Genomic DNA, 17,784 nt, shown 5'->3' with positions numbered 1-17,784 from the left:
TCCAAATGTGTCGGCCCACGCGTGGTCGTCAGACGATCCCCGGGTTCTTGCCAGGGCAAATGCTGCCCACTGACGGGATCTTCAGGAATTCAATCAGCATTGCTGTCAGATCTCGTTCCAGGAGGTGACGATGTATTTTCCGCCACCACCGAAACCAATGAGGGCTTCGTCATAGTGGAATTTGAAGTGGCCGTTCATAGTCACGGTTTTTGTCACGCTGGCGCCAATAAAATCGTCAGTGCCTGAACCGCCACCGTTTAAGCTGAACTCCGCACTGGGCGCATAGATCACGCCTTTAAAAGTCCCGTTGCCAGTGAGCGAAAGAGTAGTATTGGAGGGCAACCCATAATACATGAAGTTCGTGGCGTACTGGCTCTGGTTTATGATTCCATTCCCGTTAAGAGACGCACTTCCCGCGACATACATCTTCAAGGTGGCGCCTGGCGCTATTTTTATGTAGGCATTGCCACTCAGGCTTGCATTGCCAGTTACATACAAAACTGCGTTTCCAGTCACAATCATGTTCTTACTCCCACTCATGCTGAGACTCGACATCTGGTAATTATCGGTGCCGAGGATGTAGGTGTAGGAGTCGCCGTTGTAATTTCCCCCGCTGGGCGAGGCCGCCCCACCGTTGAACGGCGCAGAAACATCATTAAAAGTCACATTCATATCGTCAGTAAAGTACCCCGGCTGGATGCCGTGATTGCCAGCGTTGACCCAATTGGCGTTGCCCACAACCCCATTCGGACCGACGTTGACGGTGCCATGTGGCCCGGTGGAGACGTGACCTCGGATATTGGCATTGGCGACGTTGATGGAGTTGACGATGGTGTCATTGCTGGCGACATCTCCATTGTCTTTCCGCTTCGTAACGTCGTACTGGCCACCTGTGCTATACGTTGGATTAGTTGAGTCAAAGCTATCGGTCTCGATGTTGTTCCCGTTCATGTCGATGGTCTGCTTGGCCACCATCGCCTTGGTGAAAGTGCCGTTGCGCCGGGTGGTCACGCGAACCGCGCGGTTGACGTAGGGTGCGGAATCGTAGTTGACGCCGGCAGTCGCAAAAAATGAATTCTGATTCACCATTGCGTACGAAGGCAACGGTACGTAACCGTAAGAAACAATGGCGGGATTGAAATCAGAGGAAATGGTTACGACGTAGTAACTATCGCCGATCGTGCGCGTCATGGAGTACAAACCGCCACTCAGCGTCCAACCATCGCACAGAAGGTTGGTCGTGCCGTGCGCATTGAGATGAGTCAGACCCTCCTCAATGCCCGCTTCAATCACGGTGATGGCGGAATTCCACGCTTGCGAACGCATGGTGAGAGAGTTTTGATTTCGAACCAGCGTGAGGTAACTGGCCAAAACAATGCCGATGATCGAGGTGATGAACAACGTGACGAGCAACGTGTTGCCTCGGAGCGTTGGTGTTTGGATGAGTCGTGTTTTCATGTGCCTTGTTTGCGGATGACGATTCGCGCGGTTTGAACGTTTTCTGTATTGGCTACTCGGCCGAGAATGGTGTGGGAACATCTCCAGGTGACGTTGACGACCTTGGCGGTGCCAGCGGTCGCTACCGGGTAAACATCGTAGGAGCCACCCACAGGATTTCGCTGGTTGATTGTGAAATAGAGGGAATCGCAATAAGTCATCACCTGGGTGGTCGCACCGTCCTTGAGTCTGGTCAACGTCTTTGCTCCGGGGTTGTAAGTGTAGGTCAGGGCACGTCCATCGTAATCCTCGAACGTGATGCTGTTGGTCGCAAAACTAGTAACTCGCTTGGTTTGGCGCATTTCCTTGGTCATGGTGTCCATGGCATTGCGATTGAAACGGTCCAAATCGACATAGTTGGCGAGCGAAACAAAGCTATAGGTGCTGTAGTAAGAAAGTGCGCAAAGGACGAGCACCAGCAGTGACCCGATTGCGAGCGCCACCAGCATCTCAACCAACAGCATGCCGGTCACGCTGGAAGGGGCACGAAATTCAGTAGATGTAATTTTGAATTCCATTGCGGCCAATAAAGGTTGTGTAGGTCCGGCTACGGTTCACGTTTCCGGTCTGCCAATTGAGTGTGACGATCACCCGTTTCATGTCGTTGCTGTATGACGCGTTAATGCCCACATTCGTGATGATCAGGGTACCGTTGTAAATCGTCCCAACCGAACTGTTGGTGCCCTGCGGGTCATAAGTCGCGGTAAACGTGGAGGGGATGAAGCCGTTGGAATTAACCTGATCCCAATTGTAAAGTCGGATGGTTTCAGTCTTTTCCAGAATAATCTGGGTGGCGCGCTGATTTTCACGGGCCATTTGCATCGTGAAAAAACCACCTGTAAATCCCGAGAGGAGCGCCAGAGCAGCTACACCCATAATCCCCATCCCAACGACGGTTTCGACGAGCGAGAACCCGCCGAGCCGACCATAAGCCTTGGAGCAAACCTCCTGTTCAATCTTCATACGTTCACTGTTTTTTATTGTGAATAGCAAGTGACTTGCCAATTGCGTTGACGCTTGGCTTCTGACAAACAGGGGGCATCCCAGCAAAGATGCCGACGGCCTTTCGCGAAGTAGCCGATGCTTAAATGAGAAGAATAGGACTCGCAATGTTTCCGCACTCTCGTGAGTTGTGTCTTTCGAATGGACAAACAATGTCTATTTACGAGGCGATAAAACGCTGGATCAGGATCGATATCTGCCCGCCAATGAAGCGTGATTGTTGATCGATTCGAGGTTGACCTCGTACGTTCAACAACACTTCCTCCCGCAAACTTGATATTCAATGCATTTGGCAGCGAGCGGATTTCAACCGAATGAGAGAACTCAGTTGCCGAACGAAGATTAACGACGAAATACCGATCAGTTTTTGTGTGGTCACCGAGGCGATCGTGCGATGTGGACTTCCGTCTTCTGGTCACTCGAACTCGGGTGGTGAATACGGCATTCCGTGCGCTTCGGCGACGGCCTTGTGTGTGACTTTTCCCGCCATCACATTGATGCCGCTAATAAAGGCCGGTAGTCGCTGGCACGTTTCCGCAAGGCCGTGATCGGCTAACATCTCGATATAGCGATAGGTCACATTGGTCAGCGCCTGCGTTGCGGTGCGCGCATAAGCGCCCGGCATGTTCGCCACGCAATAATGAATCACACCCTCCTCCACAAATACGGGATCATGGTGGGTGGTGGGACGGGAAGTTTCGGCGCAACCGCCCTGGTCGATCGCGATGTCCACCAGCACGCTGCCGGGTCCCATCCGGCGCAACATTTCCCTGTTGATCAATTTCGGCGCTCGGGCACCGGGCACCAGCACCGCACCGATGAGCAGGTCCACTTCTGGCAGAAGCTCCATCATATGCGCTTCGTTCGAGTAAAGTGTGTGGGCCGTGTGCAGTGTGATGTCCAGAAAACGCATCCGCTCCCAGTCCACTTCGAGAATCGTTACGTCCGCGCCAAGCCCCTGGGCCATGCGTGCCGCGTTGATGCCCGAGGTGCCACCACCCAGCACCACCACCTTTCCCGGCAACACACCCGGCACGCCACCCAGCAACACGCCGCTGCCGCCGATGTGTCTGGCCAGAAAGTAGCCACCCACCAGCACACTCATCCGCCCGGCAATTTCGCTCATCGGTTCGAGCAGCGGCAGGCGGCGATTAACTTCCACGGTCTCGTACGCCAACGCGATGACACCGGATTCGAGGAGAGCCTGGGTGAGTGGTTTGCTCGCGGCGAGGTGAAGATACGTGAACAGCAACTGACCCGCTCGCAGCAAAGAGTATTCGCCGGGCAAGGGCTCCTTCACCTTCACAATGAGCTCGGCCTGTTCGAACACCGCGGTGTGCGCGGCCACCAACTTCGCGCCGGCCTGTTCGTATTCGGCGTCCGGAAAACCCGCGCCGGCGCCCGCCCCGCGCTCCACCACCACCGAATGGCCGCGCTTGATCAGTTGATAGGCGGCCGATGGCAACAGCGCCACGCGATACTCGTACTCCTTAATCTCCTTGGGGACGCCAATAATCATAAAGGAAAGGTTTGGTTGTCGTCGGTGGAGACCTCGGCCATGGGGCCGGTCGTTGCGCGTAGCTGGGGTGAAGCGGGTTTAATTCCGTCTTCCGTCGGCGTAACTTCGGGCACTGTGGCCAAAGCCGGTTCGTTGGGCAATTCCGTCACCTCGACCACGCCGGTCGTCGCATTGATTTCCTTTTCCGGTACGGTTGGCGACGCGATCTCCAAACGCGCCTGCGCGCGGTTGACCAGTGCCAGCATCGTGACCGATGACGCCGCCGCCTTTTCCGCCGCCTGGATGCGGGCGAACTCGCCATAAACCTCCAGGCGCACCGGTTCATCACGCGTGACCAATTCCTGCCCCTGTGTGGCGCGCATGGCGAGCAGGATGTGATGGCCGTTGATCGCTTCGAGTGGGCGCGCCGGGGAATAACCGCCCTCCGTTCCGGAGACTTCCACCACGAGCCGCGCGGCGAGCAACGTCTGCAAAACCTGCTGCACAAGCTTGCTCGGGATGCCGAGCTCGCGGGACATTTCCCGCACCGTGGGCGGCGGCTGGCCGCGATTAAACCGCTGGCCGATGCACGTCATCAGCCGTAACGCCACGAACTCGCGCCCGCGTTGATTCACATTCTCGGCGAGCTTTTCCTGCAAATATGATTCGCGATTCTGGTACGCGTAGGCCACTTGCGCGCCGAACAGCACGATCACCCACACGGTGTAAAGTCCGAGCATGAGCAAGGGCACGAGCGCGAGACTGCCGTAGATTTTGCTGGCGTTCACGGCGCGCGACCCGACATAGAGACTGAACACGTTGAACAGGTGCCACGCCGTTCCCGCGAGCGCGCCGCCCACCAGCGCCGCGCCGAACTGCACCCTGGTGTTGGGCATCAATTTGTAGAAGAGCGCAAAAGTGATCGTGATCACGATCACCGGCAGCAGTTGGGAGAACACCGGTTCGACAAATGGCACATCGGTGATGAAAGCGCGCGTCTTCTGAAAATGCGATCCCGTGGCCAATCCCAGCGCCCCAACCAGCAGCAGCGGCCCGAGCGTGATCGTCGCCCAATACAGCACAACGCGGGAAAGCCAGTTTCGCCCTTGCGTCACGCCCCAGATGTCGTTGAACGTTTCTTCCACGCGCGTCAACATCACGATCGCCGTCCACAACAGGAACACCACCCCCACCACGCCAATCCGGCCGCTGTACGCGTTTTGGATGAATTCATGGATTTTACCCGCCGCTTTTTTTTGCACGGCCACCACACGCTCGTCACGAATCGGCGACGCCGGGGCATTCGTCTGGCCAGCGCTCTCCGTCGGCTTGCTTTCACCGACAGCCGTCGTTACCAAGTCGTTGCCGGGTGGAACTGCTGGCGGCGCGTTCGTGTCTGGAGACTCCGCGGCGTCAGGCGAGCCGCTCGTTTCAGCCATCGGCGTCGGGATCATCTGTTCCACGAACTTCTCGATGAATGACTCAATCTGCCCCTGTCCCTCGGACTTGAGAAACATGGTGGTGACGCTCATGGCCACGGCGAGCATGGGGATGAGCGCGAGCAGCGTGGTGAAGGAAAGCGCGGAGGCGCGGACCGGACAGCGGTTGCGCCGAAAGCTGCCCACCACCAGCACCCAGAAGTGGACGAACTTCTCGAACCGCGACAGGCCGGCTTCCAGAGAAAACGTCTCGTCGCCTGCTGCGCCAAAAGCGCCAGTTACAATGCGCGCGAGACGGGCAAAAGATTTTTTCGACATGACGCTGCCGCAACGCTAACAAAGCGCCGGGGCAAGTCAATCGGGCGACGTGGCGTATTTCAACTTTGAACTTTGAATCTCAAACTGTTAACGTGCACCCATGGCTCGAAAGGAATCGACCGACTCGACATCGGCGCGTGGGTTTAACGACATCATTGGCGTGGTGCTGATCGCCGGTGCGTTGTTGCTCATGGTGGCCCAGCTTTCCTTCGACCGTTACGATCTCTCGTTCATTCGCAATCCACCGAATCATCCCACGCACAACTGGATCGGTACCATTGGCGCCCATCTGGCATTCGCCTTCTTCGTCGTGCTCGGGGTCGGGGCTTATGCGGTGCCGCTGCTGTTGACCGCTTTCGGCGTGGCGTATTTGTTCAACTTCCTGGGGTATCTGCGGGAGCGATCACGGTGGTCAATCCTGTGGGCGACGATGCTCTTGATGTCCCTCACGGGCCTCCTGCACATGATGGAGTCGGGCGGATGGCTGGGCGCAGCCAAGGAGAAATTGGCGACGCAGAGCGTGGGTGGCTGGCTCGGTTACTTCACCTACGAATATGCCTTCTGGATGCTCGGCAAGGTCGGCGCCGCCATCATTTACGCGACGCTCTATTTCATCAGCTTGTTGTTCCTGACCAATTTCGGCCTCGGCGACTGGCTGCGCGGTTTGTGGTCGCCCAAAACGGAAACCGTGGAGGGCATGACCGCGGAAGAAAAAGCGCTCGAACGCCGCGCCCGTGAACTCGAAAAGCAGGCACGCAAACTGCACGAGCAGGTGGAAAAGGCCGGCCTCGGCGCCGATCTCCGCCCCGTGCCCGAACCGACCGTTCGGGATCTGAGTGTGCCGCAGGCCAGAACCGCCACCGCCACACCCCGCTCCAAGAAGGCGGCAGAACTGCCGAAAGAACCAGCGCCACCCGACGAAGTCGAAATCATTCCCGCCCGCGAAGTCGCCGCCGCAACCACCGCGGATGTCTTGGGCAAGGAGCTGGAACCGATCGGCAAATCAAAACCAGAAGAAGCGGATAAGCCAGCGGGCGATGCCAAATCAGAACCCGCGATCCACATCGATCCTGTTTCGGCTGCTCCCGCACCGCCGGTTACAAAGCCGAAACCTGCGCCGAAGAAACCGAAGCCAATCGCTGTCGCCGCCACCCCATTGATCGGCAACTACCAGTTGCCGTCGATTGATTTTCTTCAGTATCCCGACGCCACCATCAAGCCAACCGAGTCGAAGGAAGAATTGATGGCCAATGCGAGGCTGATGCAACAGACGCTCGCGCAGTTTGAAATCGAGGTTTCGCTGGGCGACATCACCAAAGGCCCGACCATCACTCGCTACGAGTTGCATCCCGCGCCCGGTGTGAAGCTCGAAAAAATCACCGCACTCAGCAACAACATCGCTGCCGCGCTCAAAGCCGAACGCATTCACATCCTTGCACCAGTGCCCGGCAAAAGTTCGGTGGGGGTGGAAGTTCCGAACCTGATCAAGACCAAGGTCATCATGCGCGACTTGTTGGAGTCCGAGGAGTGGCGGAGTACGAAGGCCCGAATTCCGCTGGCGCTGGGCAAGGACGTTTACGGTCACCCAATCGTGGCCGACCTCGGTGAAATGCCGCACCTGATGATCGCCGGCAGCACCGGCTCCGGCAAATCGGTTTGCATCAATGCCATCATTGCCTCGTTGCTTTTTCGTTTTTCGCCCGATCAGCTTCGTTTTGTGATGATCGATCCCAAGGTGGTCGAGCTGCAACATTACAACACCTTGCCGCACCTCGTCGTGCCGGTCGTGACCGATCCGAAGAAAGTCATCCTCGCCTTGCGCTGGGTCGTCAACGAAATGGAAAAGCGCTACCAGATTTTTGCGCGCGTCGGGGTGCGGAACATCAAATCGTTCAACGAGCGGCCCAAGCACAAGCCGATACGACAAACCGAACCCGAACTTCCGCTCATGGCTAAAAAGGAAAAGGTCGAAGCCGGCTCGGACGGATTTGCCGTCGAGGTGGACGAGGAAATCGTGGTGCCGCGCGAGGAGGACATCGTCATTCCCGACAAGCTCAGTTACATCGTGGTCATCATCGACGAGTTGGCCGACCTGATGTTGGTGGCGCCCGCCGACGTTGAGATGGCCATCGCCCGCATCACGCAGATGGCGCGCGCGGCCGGCATCCATTGCATCGTCGCCACGCAACGGCCCAGTGTCGATGTCATCACGGGCGTCATCAAGGCGAACATTCCCGCGCGCATCGCGTTCCAAGTCGCCGCCAAAGTGGATTCGCGCACGATTCTCGACGCGATGGGCGCCGACAAATTGCTCGGCAAAGGCGACATGCTTTATCTGCCGCCCGGTTCGGCCAAACTGATTCGCGCCCAGGGCGCGCTCATCACGGATCACGAAATTCAAACCATTGTGGACTTCATCGCCAAGCAGGGCAAACCGAGCTACGAAATGGAGATACACCGACAACTCTCCAAACCCGCGGGCAACTTTGACAATGAAAGCGGAATTGACGAAGACGAGGAACTCATGCAGCAATGCATCGAAGTGATTCGCAGCGAACAGAAAGCCAGCGTTTCCTTGATGCAACGCCGCCTGCGCCTCGGCTACACGCGCGCGGCCCGCATCATGGACGAACTGGAAAATCGTGGTGTCGTCGGTCCCAGCAAGGGCGCCGAGCCGCGGGACATTCTCATCGACCTCGACGGCGGCGGGGCGGATGGAGGAGAACAATGAGGTGAATTGTCCGCGGTTTAGGAATTGCAATCCGTGCGGTTTCCTTTTATTGACTTGTGCGCGGATGCGGTGCTGGGTTTAAAAGGTGACAACGCGTGAACGGCCAAAGCTCCATTTAATGATCATTCGACGTCTCCCATTACTGATTCTGACCCTGCTGACCATGTGGGTGGGGAATTCCCTGGGCGCGGATGAAACCTTCGAAATACTCAAGATCGGCTCGCAAACCTATTCCAATGTCACGATCCTCAATAAGACGAGAACAGCGGTGTTCATCAGCCATGCCGGCGGCTTGAGCAGTTTCAAGCTCAAAGACCTGAACCCCGAAGAATTGAAAAAACTGGGCTACGCGCCGGCGGAACCGGATAAGCCCAGTCCCTTGGCCAGCCAATTGGAGTCATTAACCGCCAAAATACGACAGACCAAAGCCACCGAATTCCTTCGCAGCACCAGCAGTTCATACGAGGACAAACTCAAGGCTAGTGGTGTCAATTTGGGCACGTTGTTGCTCGTGGTCTTGGCCGTGTGGTTGGTGCTTCACCTTTTTTACTCATTCTGCATGAGGAGAATCTGCCTCAAGGTAAAGACCGAGCCGGGGCCGTTGATCTGGCTGCCTTTTCTGCAGTTGATTCCGCTGCACCGCGCCGCCGGCATTTCGCCGTGGCTCTTCCTGTTATATCTATTTGTGCTGCCGGGCGTTTTCGTCTTCATCTATTTGTGCGCAAAGCTTTGTGAGGCGCTGGGAAAAAGCGCGTGGCTCGTGCTCCTCGTGTTTCTGCCCGTGCTGAACCTGGTTTTTTTTCCTTACCTGGCCTTTTCAGCGATGCAGGGTGATGATGAAATTACGCTGCGGACTGTTTAGCAATCAATCAGTCGATGCTGGAAATGAGCGGGCAGGGGCGTGACCCTCTCCGCGGTTAAACTGTTCAAAAACCTGGGTGTGAATCAAACTGTGCGCGGGTGTCAGTGGATTGCCGCCGGAATAATGTTGGCCTCGGTTCTGGGTCAACCCACGCCAGCTTTTCCTCAATCCTTTGATCAGGGGCCGGTGTGTACGTTCATTGAAGAGAACGACTTCATGTTTCACACCGACGGGCATTACACACAAGGATTCAAGGTCGCCTATCTGCAGGAGGATGGTGTCCTGCCGCGCTGGGCCGCCGGCCTTTCCGCAAAAATTCCCGCGTGGGGTTTCTCGCTCCGCACCGAGAAATTTGGCTATGAACTGGGCCAGAGCATCTATACCCCACTCGACATCGGGGTGAAAACCTTGGTGTCAAACGACCGCCCGTACGCCGGGTGGCTTTACAGCGGTTTCATTCTTCAGCGGCGTGGCTTGGCTTTTGGCAATCAACCGATGCTGGAAAGCTTTCAACTGGATTTCGGCGCCATTGGTCGGGCGTCACTCGCGGAAGTGTCCCAGGCGTTGTTTCACGAACTCGACAACTCCGCCAAACCGGCGGGTTGGGCCCATCAACTCAAGGACGAGCCGGGACTGGCGTTGAAATACCAGCGCTCCTGGCGCTTCTCACCTGCGCAAGAAAACGTGCGCTACGTCGATTTCATTCCACACGCGGGGGCCAGTCTTGGCAACGTCGATACTTCCTTCCGACTCGGGGCAACCGTCCGACTGGGCTGGAACCTGCCGGACGATTTCGGCGCGCAAACCATCGATTCGCTGATCACAACTGAAGGCGGTTGGTCGCCTTCCCGCACCGGCGGACGATGGGGATTTTATTTGTTCACGGGCGTGGAAGGGCGGGCGGTGCTTTACACGGTTTTTCTTGACGGCAACCTTCTGCGCGACGGCCATCACGTCGCCAAAGAGGCATTTGTGGGCGAATGGAAAAGCGGGTTTGCATTTGCGCTGCGCCGGTGGGAGTTGGGCTACACTTTCGTTCACCGCACCCCAGAATTCGTGAAACAAATCCAGGAGGACCGTTTCGGTTCCCTGTTCATCAAATACAAATTTTAAAACGCATTCCTTGAAATTTCGGAGCGGAAAAGTTTGCTCCGCTTTTCTGTGATTGCCAAGTGATGAACAAAATCGCTATTTAAGGCCGTCATGCCGACGGTAGCCGAACAACTCCGCGAAGGCCGGGAGGCCCAGAACCTCACTGTGTACCAGGTGGCCGAGATTACCAAAATTCGGACCGACCACGTCCGGGCGCTGGAAGAAGGGAATTTCCAAGTGTTTTCCGCCACGGTCTATATTCGCGGGTTTGTCCGCAGCTACGCCGCTGTGCTCAAACTGGACGTGCCGCAGATCATGGCCGCACTGGACGAAGAGTTGAGTCAGACCGAACAATTCAGTGAGCCGCCACCGCTCTCCGATCAACCGCGCACCGCTGTGGATTTTATCATGCTCCAGTTTTCCAAGGTAAACCGGCGCACCGCACTGATCGCACTCGGCGTCGCCCTGGCGTTGATCAGCCTGATCGTGATCGCTCTGTGGTGGCGACATTACCGAAACGCCGACCCGCTCGCCGGCCTGACTCCGGGGCTGTATCAACCAACGCAAAACGTTTCCGGCGAACTCCTCCCGCTGCCGCCGGCGCCGCCGCGCCGCTAGAGAGCAAAAGACATTTTAGCGCAGTAAACCAAAAGCACGGTTACGTTAACATTAGCCGCCGCCAGCAGATCATCCATCGTCACGCCCCAGCCGCCGGGCAACGACTGGCTTTGCCGCACCGGCCATGGCTTCAAGACGTCAAAAAAGCGGAAGGCTGCGAAAACTCCAGCCGTTAGCAGCCATGTGTCGCTGGAGAAGAAATATTCGGGAGCGGGCAGGTGGCCGTTTTTGAAAAATAACACGGCGACCCAACTGGCGAAACAGAATGGCACCGCAACAATTTCGTCCAGCACCACAGAGCGTGGATCACGTTGCCTCAAAATGCTTTCGGCCTTGTCGCAAAGCCAGACGGACACCGCAACTCCCGCAATCGAACCAGTCAGGAACAACAATACATTTCCCGTCGAGAGCAAAGCCAGGAACCAGAGCAGGCCAACTAGCGAACCGAACGTGCCGGGCGCAAACGGTATTCGCCCCACGCCAAACCCTTGTGCAATGAAAAGGATAACGGACGAATCATTTTCAGTTTGGGTACGAAAGGTAAAGTCTGCCGTCCGACTGTCGGGCGTTATTGCCTCATAAACAACGCCGGTTACTCGCTGCTCTTTGTCCCCCAATTCGTCTGCCACATCTCTGGTCGCTTTCAACAACTCATTAAAACCTTGGTTGAAGCCCTTCCCCATGTCAGACAGCTTTTTGGTACCAAGTAGAATAAGGATGACGGCCAGAATCAACACTATCTCCCATCCCCCAAACCAATTCGCAAACATCATGTTTGAAAAAGTGTCGGCTCCCATGCTACCAACTCATAGATCGTCCAAATACAACCTTCGATTGTTCCAAAGATAAAGTGCGCCAGAAGTGAAAGTCAGCACGACCGCCACCCATTTTGACACAGCCGTGAAATACGGCACCCACCAATCTAAAATCGCCTTCGACCAGTCGCCCCATTCAGGATAACTCTGGAGGACGAGAATCGAAATGATCGCCACGATTTGTGAAATGGTTTTGTGTTTGCCATAGCCTTCCGCTGCCAGCACCACCTGTTTCGACGCCGCCAGCAACCGCAAGCCGGTGATCGCCAGCTCGCGCGCCACGATGACCACTACCATCCACACCGGCATCCAGCCGCGATCGACGAACGCGATAAACGCGGAGCAGACCAGTATCTTGTCCGCCAGCGGGTCCATCAACACGCCGAAGTTCGTGATGAGCTGGTCGCGCCGTGCGATCCGGCCGTCGAAATAATCCGTCAAACTGGCGGCAATGAAAAGGACCAGGGCCAGAGTTGGGTGGTAACGCGACTGCGAAAGCAGGACCACCAGGAACGCGACCGTCAGCATGAAGCGGGAAAGTGTCAGTTTGTTTGGCAGGTTCATGGTTTTGTTTTAATGCAAAGACGCAAAAACCTAAATACCCAAATATCCAAATACCCAAGACGCGAGGTGGAAGGCTCTCAGCCCTTGAGTATTTGGATATTTGGGTATTTGGGTCATTGTCCCCTCGCCGGCTCAGCAATCAAATCGTAATCCGTGTGACCGATGATCCTCACTTGCGCAAATTCGCCAATCGGCAATCTGCCTCGCACACAAACGCGACCATCGATGTCCGGCGCGTCGGCCTCGCCACGGGCGATCAAATACTTGAGGGTTGAGGGTTGAGGGTTCAGAGTTTCCTGGTCACGGATCAACCCATGCTCCCAGGAAAATACGTTGGCGCGGCCCAGTGCTTTTGCGCTGGCTTCGCTTTCCACCAGTACTTTAAGGGTGCGACCAACGAACGATTCGGAGACTTGCACCGCGACCTGGTGTTGCTCGGCCATCGCCCGGGCGCGTCGTTGTTTTTTGATCTTATCAGGAATCTGACCCTGCATGTTGCCGGCGCGCGTGCCTTCCTCCTTCGAGTAAGTGAACACGCCGAGGCGTTCAAACTTCGTTTCGTGGATGAAGTCGAGCAGCGTTTGGAAATATTTTTCCGTTTCGCCAGGAAAGCCGACGATGAATGTTGTGCGCAAGGTAATGCCGGGAATGCCGGAGCGGATTCTCTGGATGAGGTCGCGGATGTATTGTTCGCTGGTCTCACGGCGCATCCGTTCGAGCATGTTTTCGTGAATGTGTTGCAGCGGAATATCGACGTAGCGCGCCACCTTTGGACATTCGGCAATGGTTTGAATCAATTCATCTGTCCAATGCGCCGGGTGCGTGTAGAGCAGGCGGATCCAGAAATCGCCCTCGAGCGAATTGAGTTCGCGCAACAAGGTGCAGAGCGTGGTGGCATTGACCGGTAAAGATTTTGCGGCAGCTTTGAATTTCTCCGGCGACGAAATTGCGCGACTGTGGCCCGCTCTCAGATCGAGTCCGTAATAGGTTGAGTCCTGCGAAATCAAGTTCAACTCCTTCACGCCGTCGGCGATCAACGCCCGCGCTTCCCGCACGATGTCGCTCTGCTGCCGGCTGCGATGGCTGCCGCGCATCCGGGGAATGATGCAGAAGCTGCACGGATGATTGCAGCCTTCGGCAATTTTCACGTAGGCGAAATGGCGCGGCGTGAGACGAAAACGCGGCGTGGCAAAGTCGGGGATGTAGGTGGGGCGTGTGTTGACATCGACCAGCGGGGCGTGCTGCGTGTTGCGTGAGTCGTGAGGCGTGACTGGTGTGACGACGGTTTTGGTCTTGCCAAGCTTTTCGCTGCGGCGAAGGGATTGTTCGTTTTCGTGTTCCGCAGGTACACTCGACTTAGCCAGTTCGGCAAGCCGAGCCGCGATTTCCGATTTGGGGTTTTTAATTTTTAATTTTCCATTTTGAATTCGCCCGGCGCGGTGCACCAGCGCCTGTTGAACAATGTTCCCGACCTGGGCTACCTGATCAATGCCCATGAACGCATCCACTTCGGGCAGCAACTTCGGCAGTTCTTCGCGGAAACGCTGTGGCAGACAGCCGGAAACGATCAGTCCCTGGCCACGATTCTTCGCCTCACGCAGTTCCGTTGATTCCAGGATGGTATCGACGCTCTCCTCCTGCGCGCTGTCGATGAACGAGCAGGTGTTGACGATGACCACGTCGGCGGTGGCCGCGTCGTTGGTGATTTCCACGCCGCTCTGGATGAGTGCGCCGAGCATGATCTCGGCATCGACCAGATTTTTCGCGCAACCGAGCGAAATCAGACCGATACGCACCGGGCGTTGGGTGGTATTAACCTTCGTCACAGACCCGAAAGCTTACGCGAGAGGAGAGACGCAAGGCAATCATTGGATGCAACGGATGCCCGCTCTTACGGTTTCGCTGCGGCAGCCGGCGGTGCGTTGGTTGTAGCCGGAGCAGGCGCGCTTTCAGCCGGCATGCGTAGCTTGGTGCGCAACACGGCCCGCATCTCAAACGGAAAGCCGTTTTCAGGATCAAGCAGGCGATCCAGAACGATCTTTTTTATTTCGCTAAGTGGTCGCAGCCCAACTCTACCTTCCGAACCTTTGATCTCGGATTGGAAGCGCGTCCAGTACTGCTTCACCATCCGATCCAGAGCTTCGGCGCGGTCATCTTCATCGATGGCCCAACTATAAAACGCACTGGCCAACATGCCCTCCAGCATCGCTTCGGTGCGGTCGGGCGATTTGTCGCCCACTTCCTCCTGCACCCGGCTCACGGCGTATTCATCGAGCGTCTGTTTTGCCGGAAGGGCATCGGGATATTTCTGGCGCAGGTATTTGAACCAGTAAGCGGCGTCCTTTTCCCGGTTGTTGGCGTAGAGAAAATAGACCGCGTCCTTCAAAAAATTCTTGTGTCCCCGGCCGATGTGGTCGCGGTCCTTTTCGTCCTCGGCCATCTGCTGTTCGTAGGCGGCGCTGACTTTGGGGATGATGTCGAGATTGGGACCGAACTCGAATCGTTTCTGAAATCTGTTCGCCACCAGCCGCCCGCGTTGAAAGCTCAACTGCATGGATTGATAAATGACGCGGCGCAACGTGATCAACTCTTCCGGATTGATCTTCCGCTCGTTAAGTTTGGCCTTTTCCAGTCCCAACGCCGCCCAATAGATGGCGTGCGCCTCGGGCAAGCGCCATTCCAGCGGTCCGTAATGATCGTTGACTTCCTTCATGAACTTGGGGTCCATCTTGTATTTGTTCGTCAACAGCATCGTCCGTTGCAACTCCCCTTCCGTTGTCGGATGGATCAGCGCGTCCCAGTTCACCTTGGTTTCGTTTGTGCCGAGGATGCTCGACATTTCATTGGCCCACTGCTGCTTGTAATACATGTGGGCGTCGTCGAGGTTCGCGCCCATCTTGTGTTGAAAGAACCACGCCAGTTCGCGGTAGATGAGCGTCTCGTTCGGATTGTAACGCAGGCCGTCATCGCGCAGCAACTCGAGGCCGCTCTTGACCCAGCGCCAGCGGTCGGGCGCGTCCTTGAATTTTACCGAGATGTTGTAAGCCATGTTCCAGGCTTGCACGAGCCAGACCTGAGTGAAGTGCGGTTCGAGCTTGGTGATCCAGTCGGCCAGTTGAACCATCTCAAAGTACTTGCCGTCGTCCTGCAGATCGTTGGCGCGAATCCAAAGCGCGTTGGAGATCAATCCACGAAACCCGCCGAGGGCCACAGTCGTGAATGCCAGAACCGGGGGCGCGTTTTCCAACGGCGTAACACGCGTGAGGCCGAGTTGATCGCGCTCGCGGTTCAGCACGCGCTGAGCTTGCGACACGCCGATCAAAAGCACGATGGCGAGGGCGCTTAACATCGCTTTGTAAAGTTTGGCGTGTTTCATTTGCGGAAGTGCCAAATACCCAAGCACCCAAAAACCCAAATACCCAAAAAAATGCCAGTCGGCAGAATTGGGTATTTGGGTATTTGGGTATTTGGATTTTTCATTGCGTTCCTTGCGCGGTGGCCAGTTCGCGCCGGTTGAATATGAAAATCCCGATCAGTCCCAACAGTCCACACAGCAACAAGATAATTTGTGCGCCAGCCTGGCCGAGTTGTCCCCAGGTGATGCAGCGCCCGGTGCTCAACGAATCGATGGGCGAAAAATCCTTGGCCAGATTAATCAACTTGAGCAACGCCCGAAAAACCGGGATGGCCACCACGTCCACTGCGGTATGCGCCGGCGCGCCGGCCTCTGAATCATAACCCATCAATGTGCCTTCCGAAACAGCGCCGGAGATCGTACCGCTCGAAAATACCAGCGTCAGGATTCCCAACGATAAAAATGCGGCCACCGGAAAGGAAAGAAAGGTCGCCGAGGCCAGCCCCAACGTGGCCAGCAACGCCATCCAACAGAGAATGATTCCCAACCCGCGAACGTAGTTGAGGCCAAAGCCGCCCTGGCGATAAAGCACCTCCATTCCGTCATCGAGCGGAAACAATAGGGCCGTATCGTTTGGATTCAGGAAAAAAATTGTCAGCACGCCCTTCTCATCGAAAAGATTCGGCGGGATCTGGAATTCATGAAATGTCTCCGGCGCCAGGCTCATCTGGTCGCGCCACAAGTGCTGGCTTTCTGGCACGCCCGCCTGCCAGAGCGCCGTGAACGTGCCGGATGGACTCTTGTCCGCGGCATTGAACTTCACGCGCAGGTAAAGCGGTTGATCCCGCAAATAATTCTTGGCCAGCCCCAGATTGATCTGCCACGGACGATAACCGCCGGGTGGCACAACTTGAAACTGCGCCTTGACCTGCTCGCGAATTTGCTTTCGGACCTCCAGCACGTCTGCGCTCGACAGCGGATTCTTTTTCAACCGCTCCTGCAGCAACTGGTCGGTTTGCGTTTCGATGTATTTGTCCAGACTTTCCTCCTTGACCGACGCTCGCGCCACGAGCACTTCGTTTCGCAATACGGCCTGCTGATCCGGCGGCAACCGGGTCGCGCGCCATTGCAGAAGCCCGTAAACGCTGCCGCCCGCCAAAGCCAGCAGCGACGCGTTGAGCGACATGATGCCGAGCCATTTGCCCAGCCAGATTTGCCAGCGCGCAATCGGTTTGACGACGACCATCTGAATCTGACACTCCTCGATGTCCCGGGCGAGCGTGCCGCACGCCAGCCAGAGCGTCGATAATCCAAGGAAGGCGGTGATGGCCGTCAATGTGTACGTGAGCAGAATTTGTGTGAACCCGCGCGCCGTGCCGTCATCCTTGATCAGAATCGGCAAACCCACCACCGCCGCCAACAACAACACCGCCAACACAATGAACAGCTTGAAACGGAACGCGGCCTTCCAAGTCAGGACGGCGATGGCAAAGATTTGTTGCATCATTGGAAAGTAACCTTGCCGTAAGTTATAGGTTGATGATTGGGGATATTCTCTTTCGCCCAAGTCTCGAACGCTTTTAGTCTGGACGGCTCTTGGTTATCCGTCCAAGCCGTCTGTCGCAAGTAAGTCCAGACATATTCTCGCATAAAGCCAGCATTGTTCACCTTGGCGAGCTCTGCAAAATATGAGTTTGGCTTTGCGTTAACTTTCGATTGCAGTTCATCGTAAACTTGAGCTGCCTTAGTTCGAGCATCGACTTCTTCTTCAAAGTGCGGCACAATTACTCCGGTTTCGCCAACGTATTCGGCCTTGTGTTTTCCGATGTACCCAGCTCGTGCCGTTAAATAGCCTAACCAATACGGCATCGCATCTTTGTTAATTCTTCTATCGACTTGAATCGTGACGGGAGAGCCAGACTTCTTCTGTGGCGTTACGCATCCAATAAGCGCCAGTGTTAACAGGAGGCTGACAGTTTTGGCCGACATTTCG

The 17,784-nt window shown here is 56.2% G+C and carries 15 protein-coding genes; 4 read left to right on the top strand and 11 right to left on the bottom strand.

The window, feature by feature from the left end:
• Positions 1 to 105: 105 nt before the first annotated feature.
• The 5 genes from HY298_26800 to HY298_26780 form a co-directional block, all read right to left on the bottom strand.
• Positions 106 to 1,458, bottom strand: coding sequence for a hypothetical protein (locus HY298_26800; GenBank protein MBI3853851.1), 1,353 nt, complete (start codon positions 1,456 to 1,458; stop codon positions 106 to 108).
• The gene (locus HY298_26795; GenBank protein ID MBI3853850.1) at positions 1,455 to 2,015 is read right to left on the bottom strand and encodes a hypothetical protein; all 561 of its coding nucleotides are present in this window, start codon (positions 2,013 to 2,015) and stop codon (positions 1,455 to 1,457) included. Before HY298_26795 ends, HY298_26800 begins: the two co-directional genes overlap by 4 nt.
• Positions 1,990 to 2,460 carry a hypothetical protein gene (locus HY298_26790; protein MBI3853849.1) on the bottom strand — a complete coding sequence of 157 codons (471 nt, stop codon included), beginning with the start codon at positions 2,458 to 2,460 and terminating at the stop codon, positions 1,990 to 1,992. The genes HY298_26795 and HY298_26790 overlap by 26 nt, the downstream gene beginning before the upstream one ends.
• Positions 2,461 to 2,914: 454 nt before the next feature.
• The gene (ald, locus tag HY298_26785; protein ID MBI3853848.1) at positions 2,915 to 4,018 is read right to left on the bottom strand and encodes an alanine dehydrogenase; all 1,104 of its coding nucleotides are present in this window, start codon (positions 4,016 to 4,018) and stop codon (positions 2,915 to 2,917) included.
• Positions 4,015 to 5,754: a YihY family inner membrane protein gene (locus HY298_26780; protein ID MBI3853847.1), complete on the bottom strand. Its 1,740-nt coding sequence runs from the start codon at positions 5,752 to 5,754 to the stop codon at positions 4,015 to 4,017. The genes ald and HY298_26780 overlap by 4 nt, the downstream gene beginning before the upstream one ends.
• A 100-nt stretch (positions 5,755 to 5,854) precedes the next feature.
• On the opposite strand from HY298_26780, the gene HY298_26775 reads away from it, so the two are divergent.
• From HY298_26775 to HY298_26760, 4 genes are all read left to right on the top strand, one after another.
• Entirely contained in the window at positions 5,855 to 8,485 is a 2,631-nt protein-coding gene (locus tag HY298_26775) for a DNA translocase FtsK (protein ID MBI3853846.1), read from the top strand.
• Positions 8,486 to 8,603: 118 nt separating this feature from the next.
• The gene (locus HY298_26770) at positions 8,604 to 9,347 is read left to right on the top strand and encodes a hypothetical protein (GenBank protein MBI3853845.1); all 744 of its coding nucleotides are present in this window, start codon (positions 8,604 to 8,606) and stop codon (positions 9,345 to 9,347) included.
• Positions 9,348 to 9,563: 216 nt separating this feature from the next.
• Positions 9,564 to 10,460 carry a lipid A deacylase LpxR family protein gene (locus HY298_26765; protein MBI3853844.1) on the top strand — a complete coding sequence of 299 codons (897 nt, stop codon included), beginning with the start codon at positions 9,564 to 9,566 and terminating at the stop codon, positions 10,458 to 10,460.
• Between the two features lie 90 nt (positions 10,461 to 10,550).
• Entirely contained in the window at positions 10,551 to 11,057 is a 507-nt protein-coding gene (locus HY298_26760; GenBank protein ID MBI3853843.1) for a helix-turn-helix domain-containing protein, read from the top strand.
• Here HY298_26760 and HY298_26755 read toward each other — a convergent pair.
• The 6 genes from HY298_26755 to HY298_26730 all read right to left on the bottom strand — a co-directional run bounded on the left by HY298_26755 (position 11,054) and on the right by HY298_26730 (position 17,780).
• Positions 11,054 to 11,740 (bottom strand): phosphatidylglycerophosphatase A, encoded by a 687-nt coding sequence (locus HY298_26755; protein ID MBI3853842.1) that lies wholly within the window; start codon positions 11,738 to 11,740, stop codon positions 11,054 to 11,056. The genes HY298_26760 and HY298_26755 overlap by 4 nt on opposite strands.
• Before the next feature lie 123 nt (positions 11,741 to 11,863).
• Entirely contained in the window at positions 11,864 to 12,436 is a 573-nt protein-coding gene (gene pgsA / locus HY298_26750; GenBank protein MBI3853841.1) for a CDP-diacylglycerol--glycerol-3-phosphate 3-phosphatidyltransferase, read from the bottom strand.
• Positions 12,437 to 12,549: 113 nt separating this feature from the next.
• Positions 12,550 to 14,262, bottom strand: a complete 1,713-nt coding sequence (gene rimO, locus HY298_26745) for a 30S ribosomal protein S12 methylthiotransferase RimO (GenBank protein ID MBI3853840.1) — start codon at positions 14,260 to 14,262, stop codon at positions 12,550 to 12,552.
• A 65-nt stretch (positions 14,263 to 14,327) separates the two neighbouring features.
• Positions 14,328 to 15,812 carry a hypothetical protein gene (locus HY298_26740; GenBank protein MBI3853839.1) on the bottom strand — a complete coding sequence of 495 codons (1,485 nt, stop codon included), beginning with the start codon at positions 15,810 to 15,812 and terminating at the stop codon, positions 14,328 to 14,330.
• A 100-nt stretch (positions 15,813 to 15,912) separates the two neighbouring features.
• Positions 15,913 to 17,298 carry an ABC transporter permease gene (locus tag HY298_26735; GenBank protein MBI3853838.1) on the bottom strand — a complete coding sequence of 462 codons (1,386 nt, stop codon included), beginning with the start codon at positions 17,296 to 17,298 and terminating at the stop codon, positions 15,913 to 15,915.
• Positions 17,295 to 17,780, bottom strand: coding sequence for a hypothetical protein (locus HY298_26730; protein MBI3853837.1), 486 nt, complete (start codon positions 17,778 to 17,780; stop codon positions 17,295 to 17,297). The genes HY298_26735 and HY298_26730 overlap by 4 nt, the downstream gene beginning before the upstream one ends.
• Positions 17,781 to 17,784 lie beyond the last annotated feature (4 nt).

This window comes from Verrucomicrobiota bacterium (assembly GCA_016200005.1).
Classification (GTDB): Bacteria; Verrucomicrobiota; Verrucomicrobiia; order Limisphaerales; family PALSA-1396; genus PALSA-1396.
Note: the sequence above shows the minus strand (reverse complement) of the source record. Positions and strands in the feature narration are given on the sequence as shown.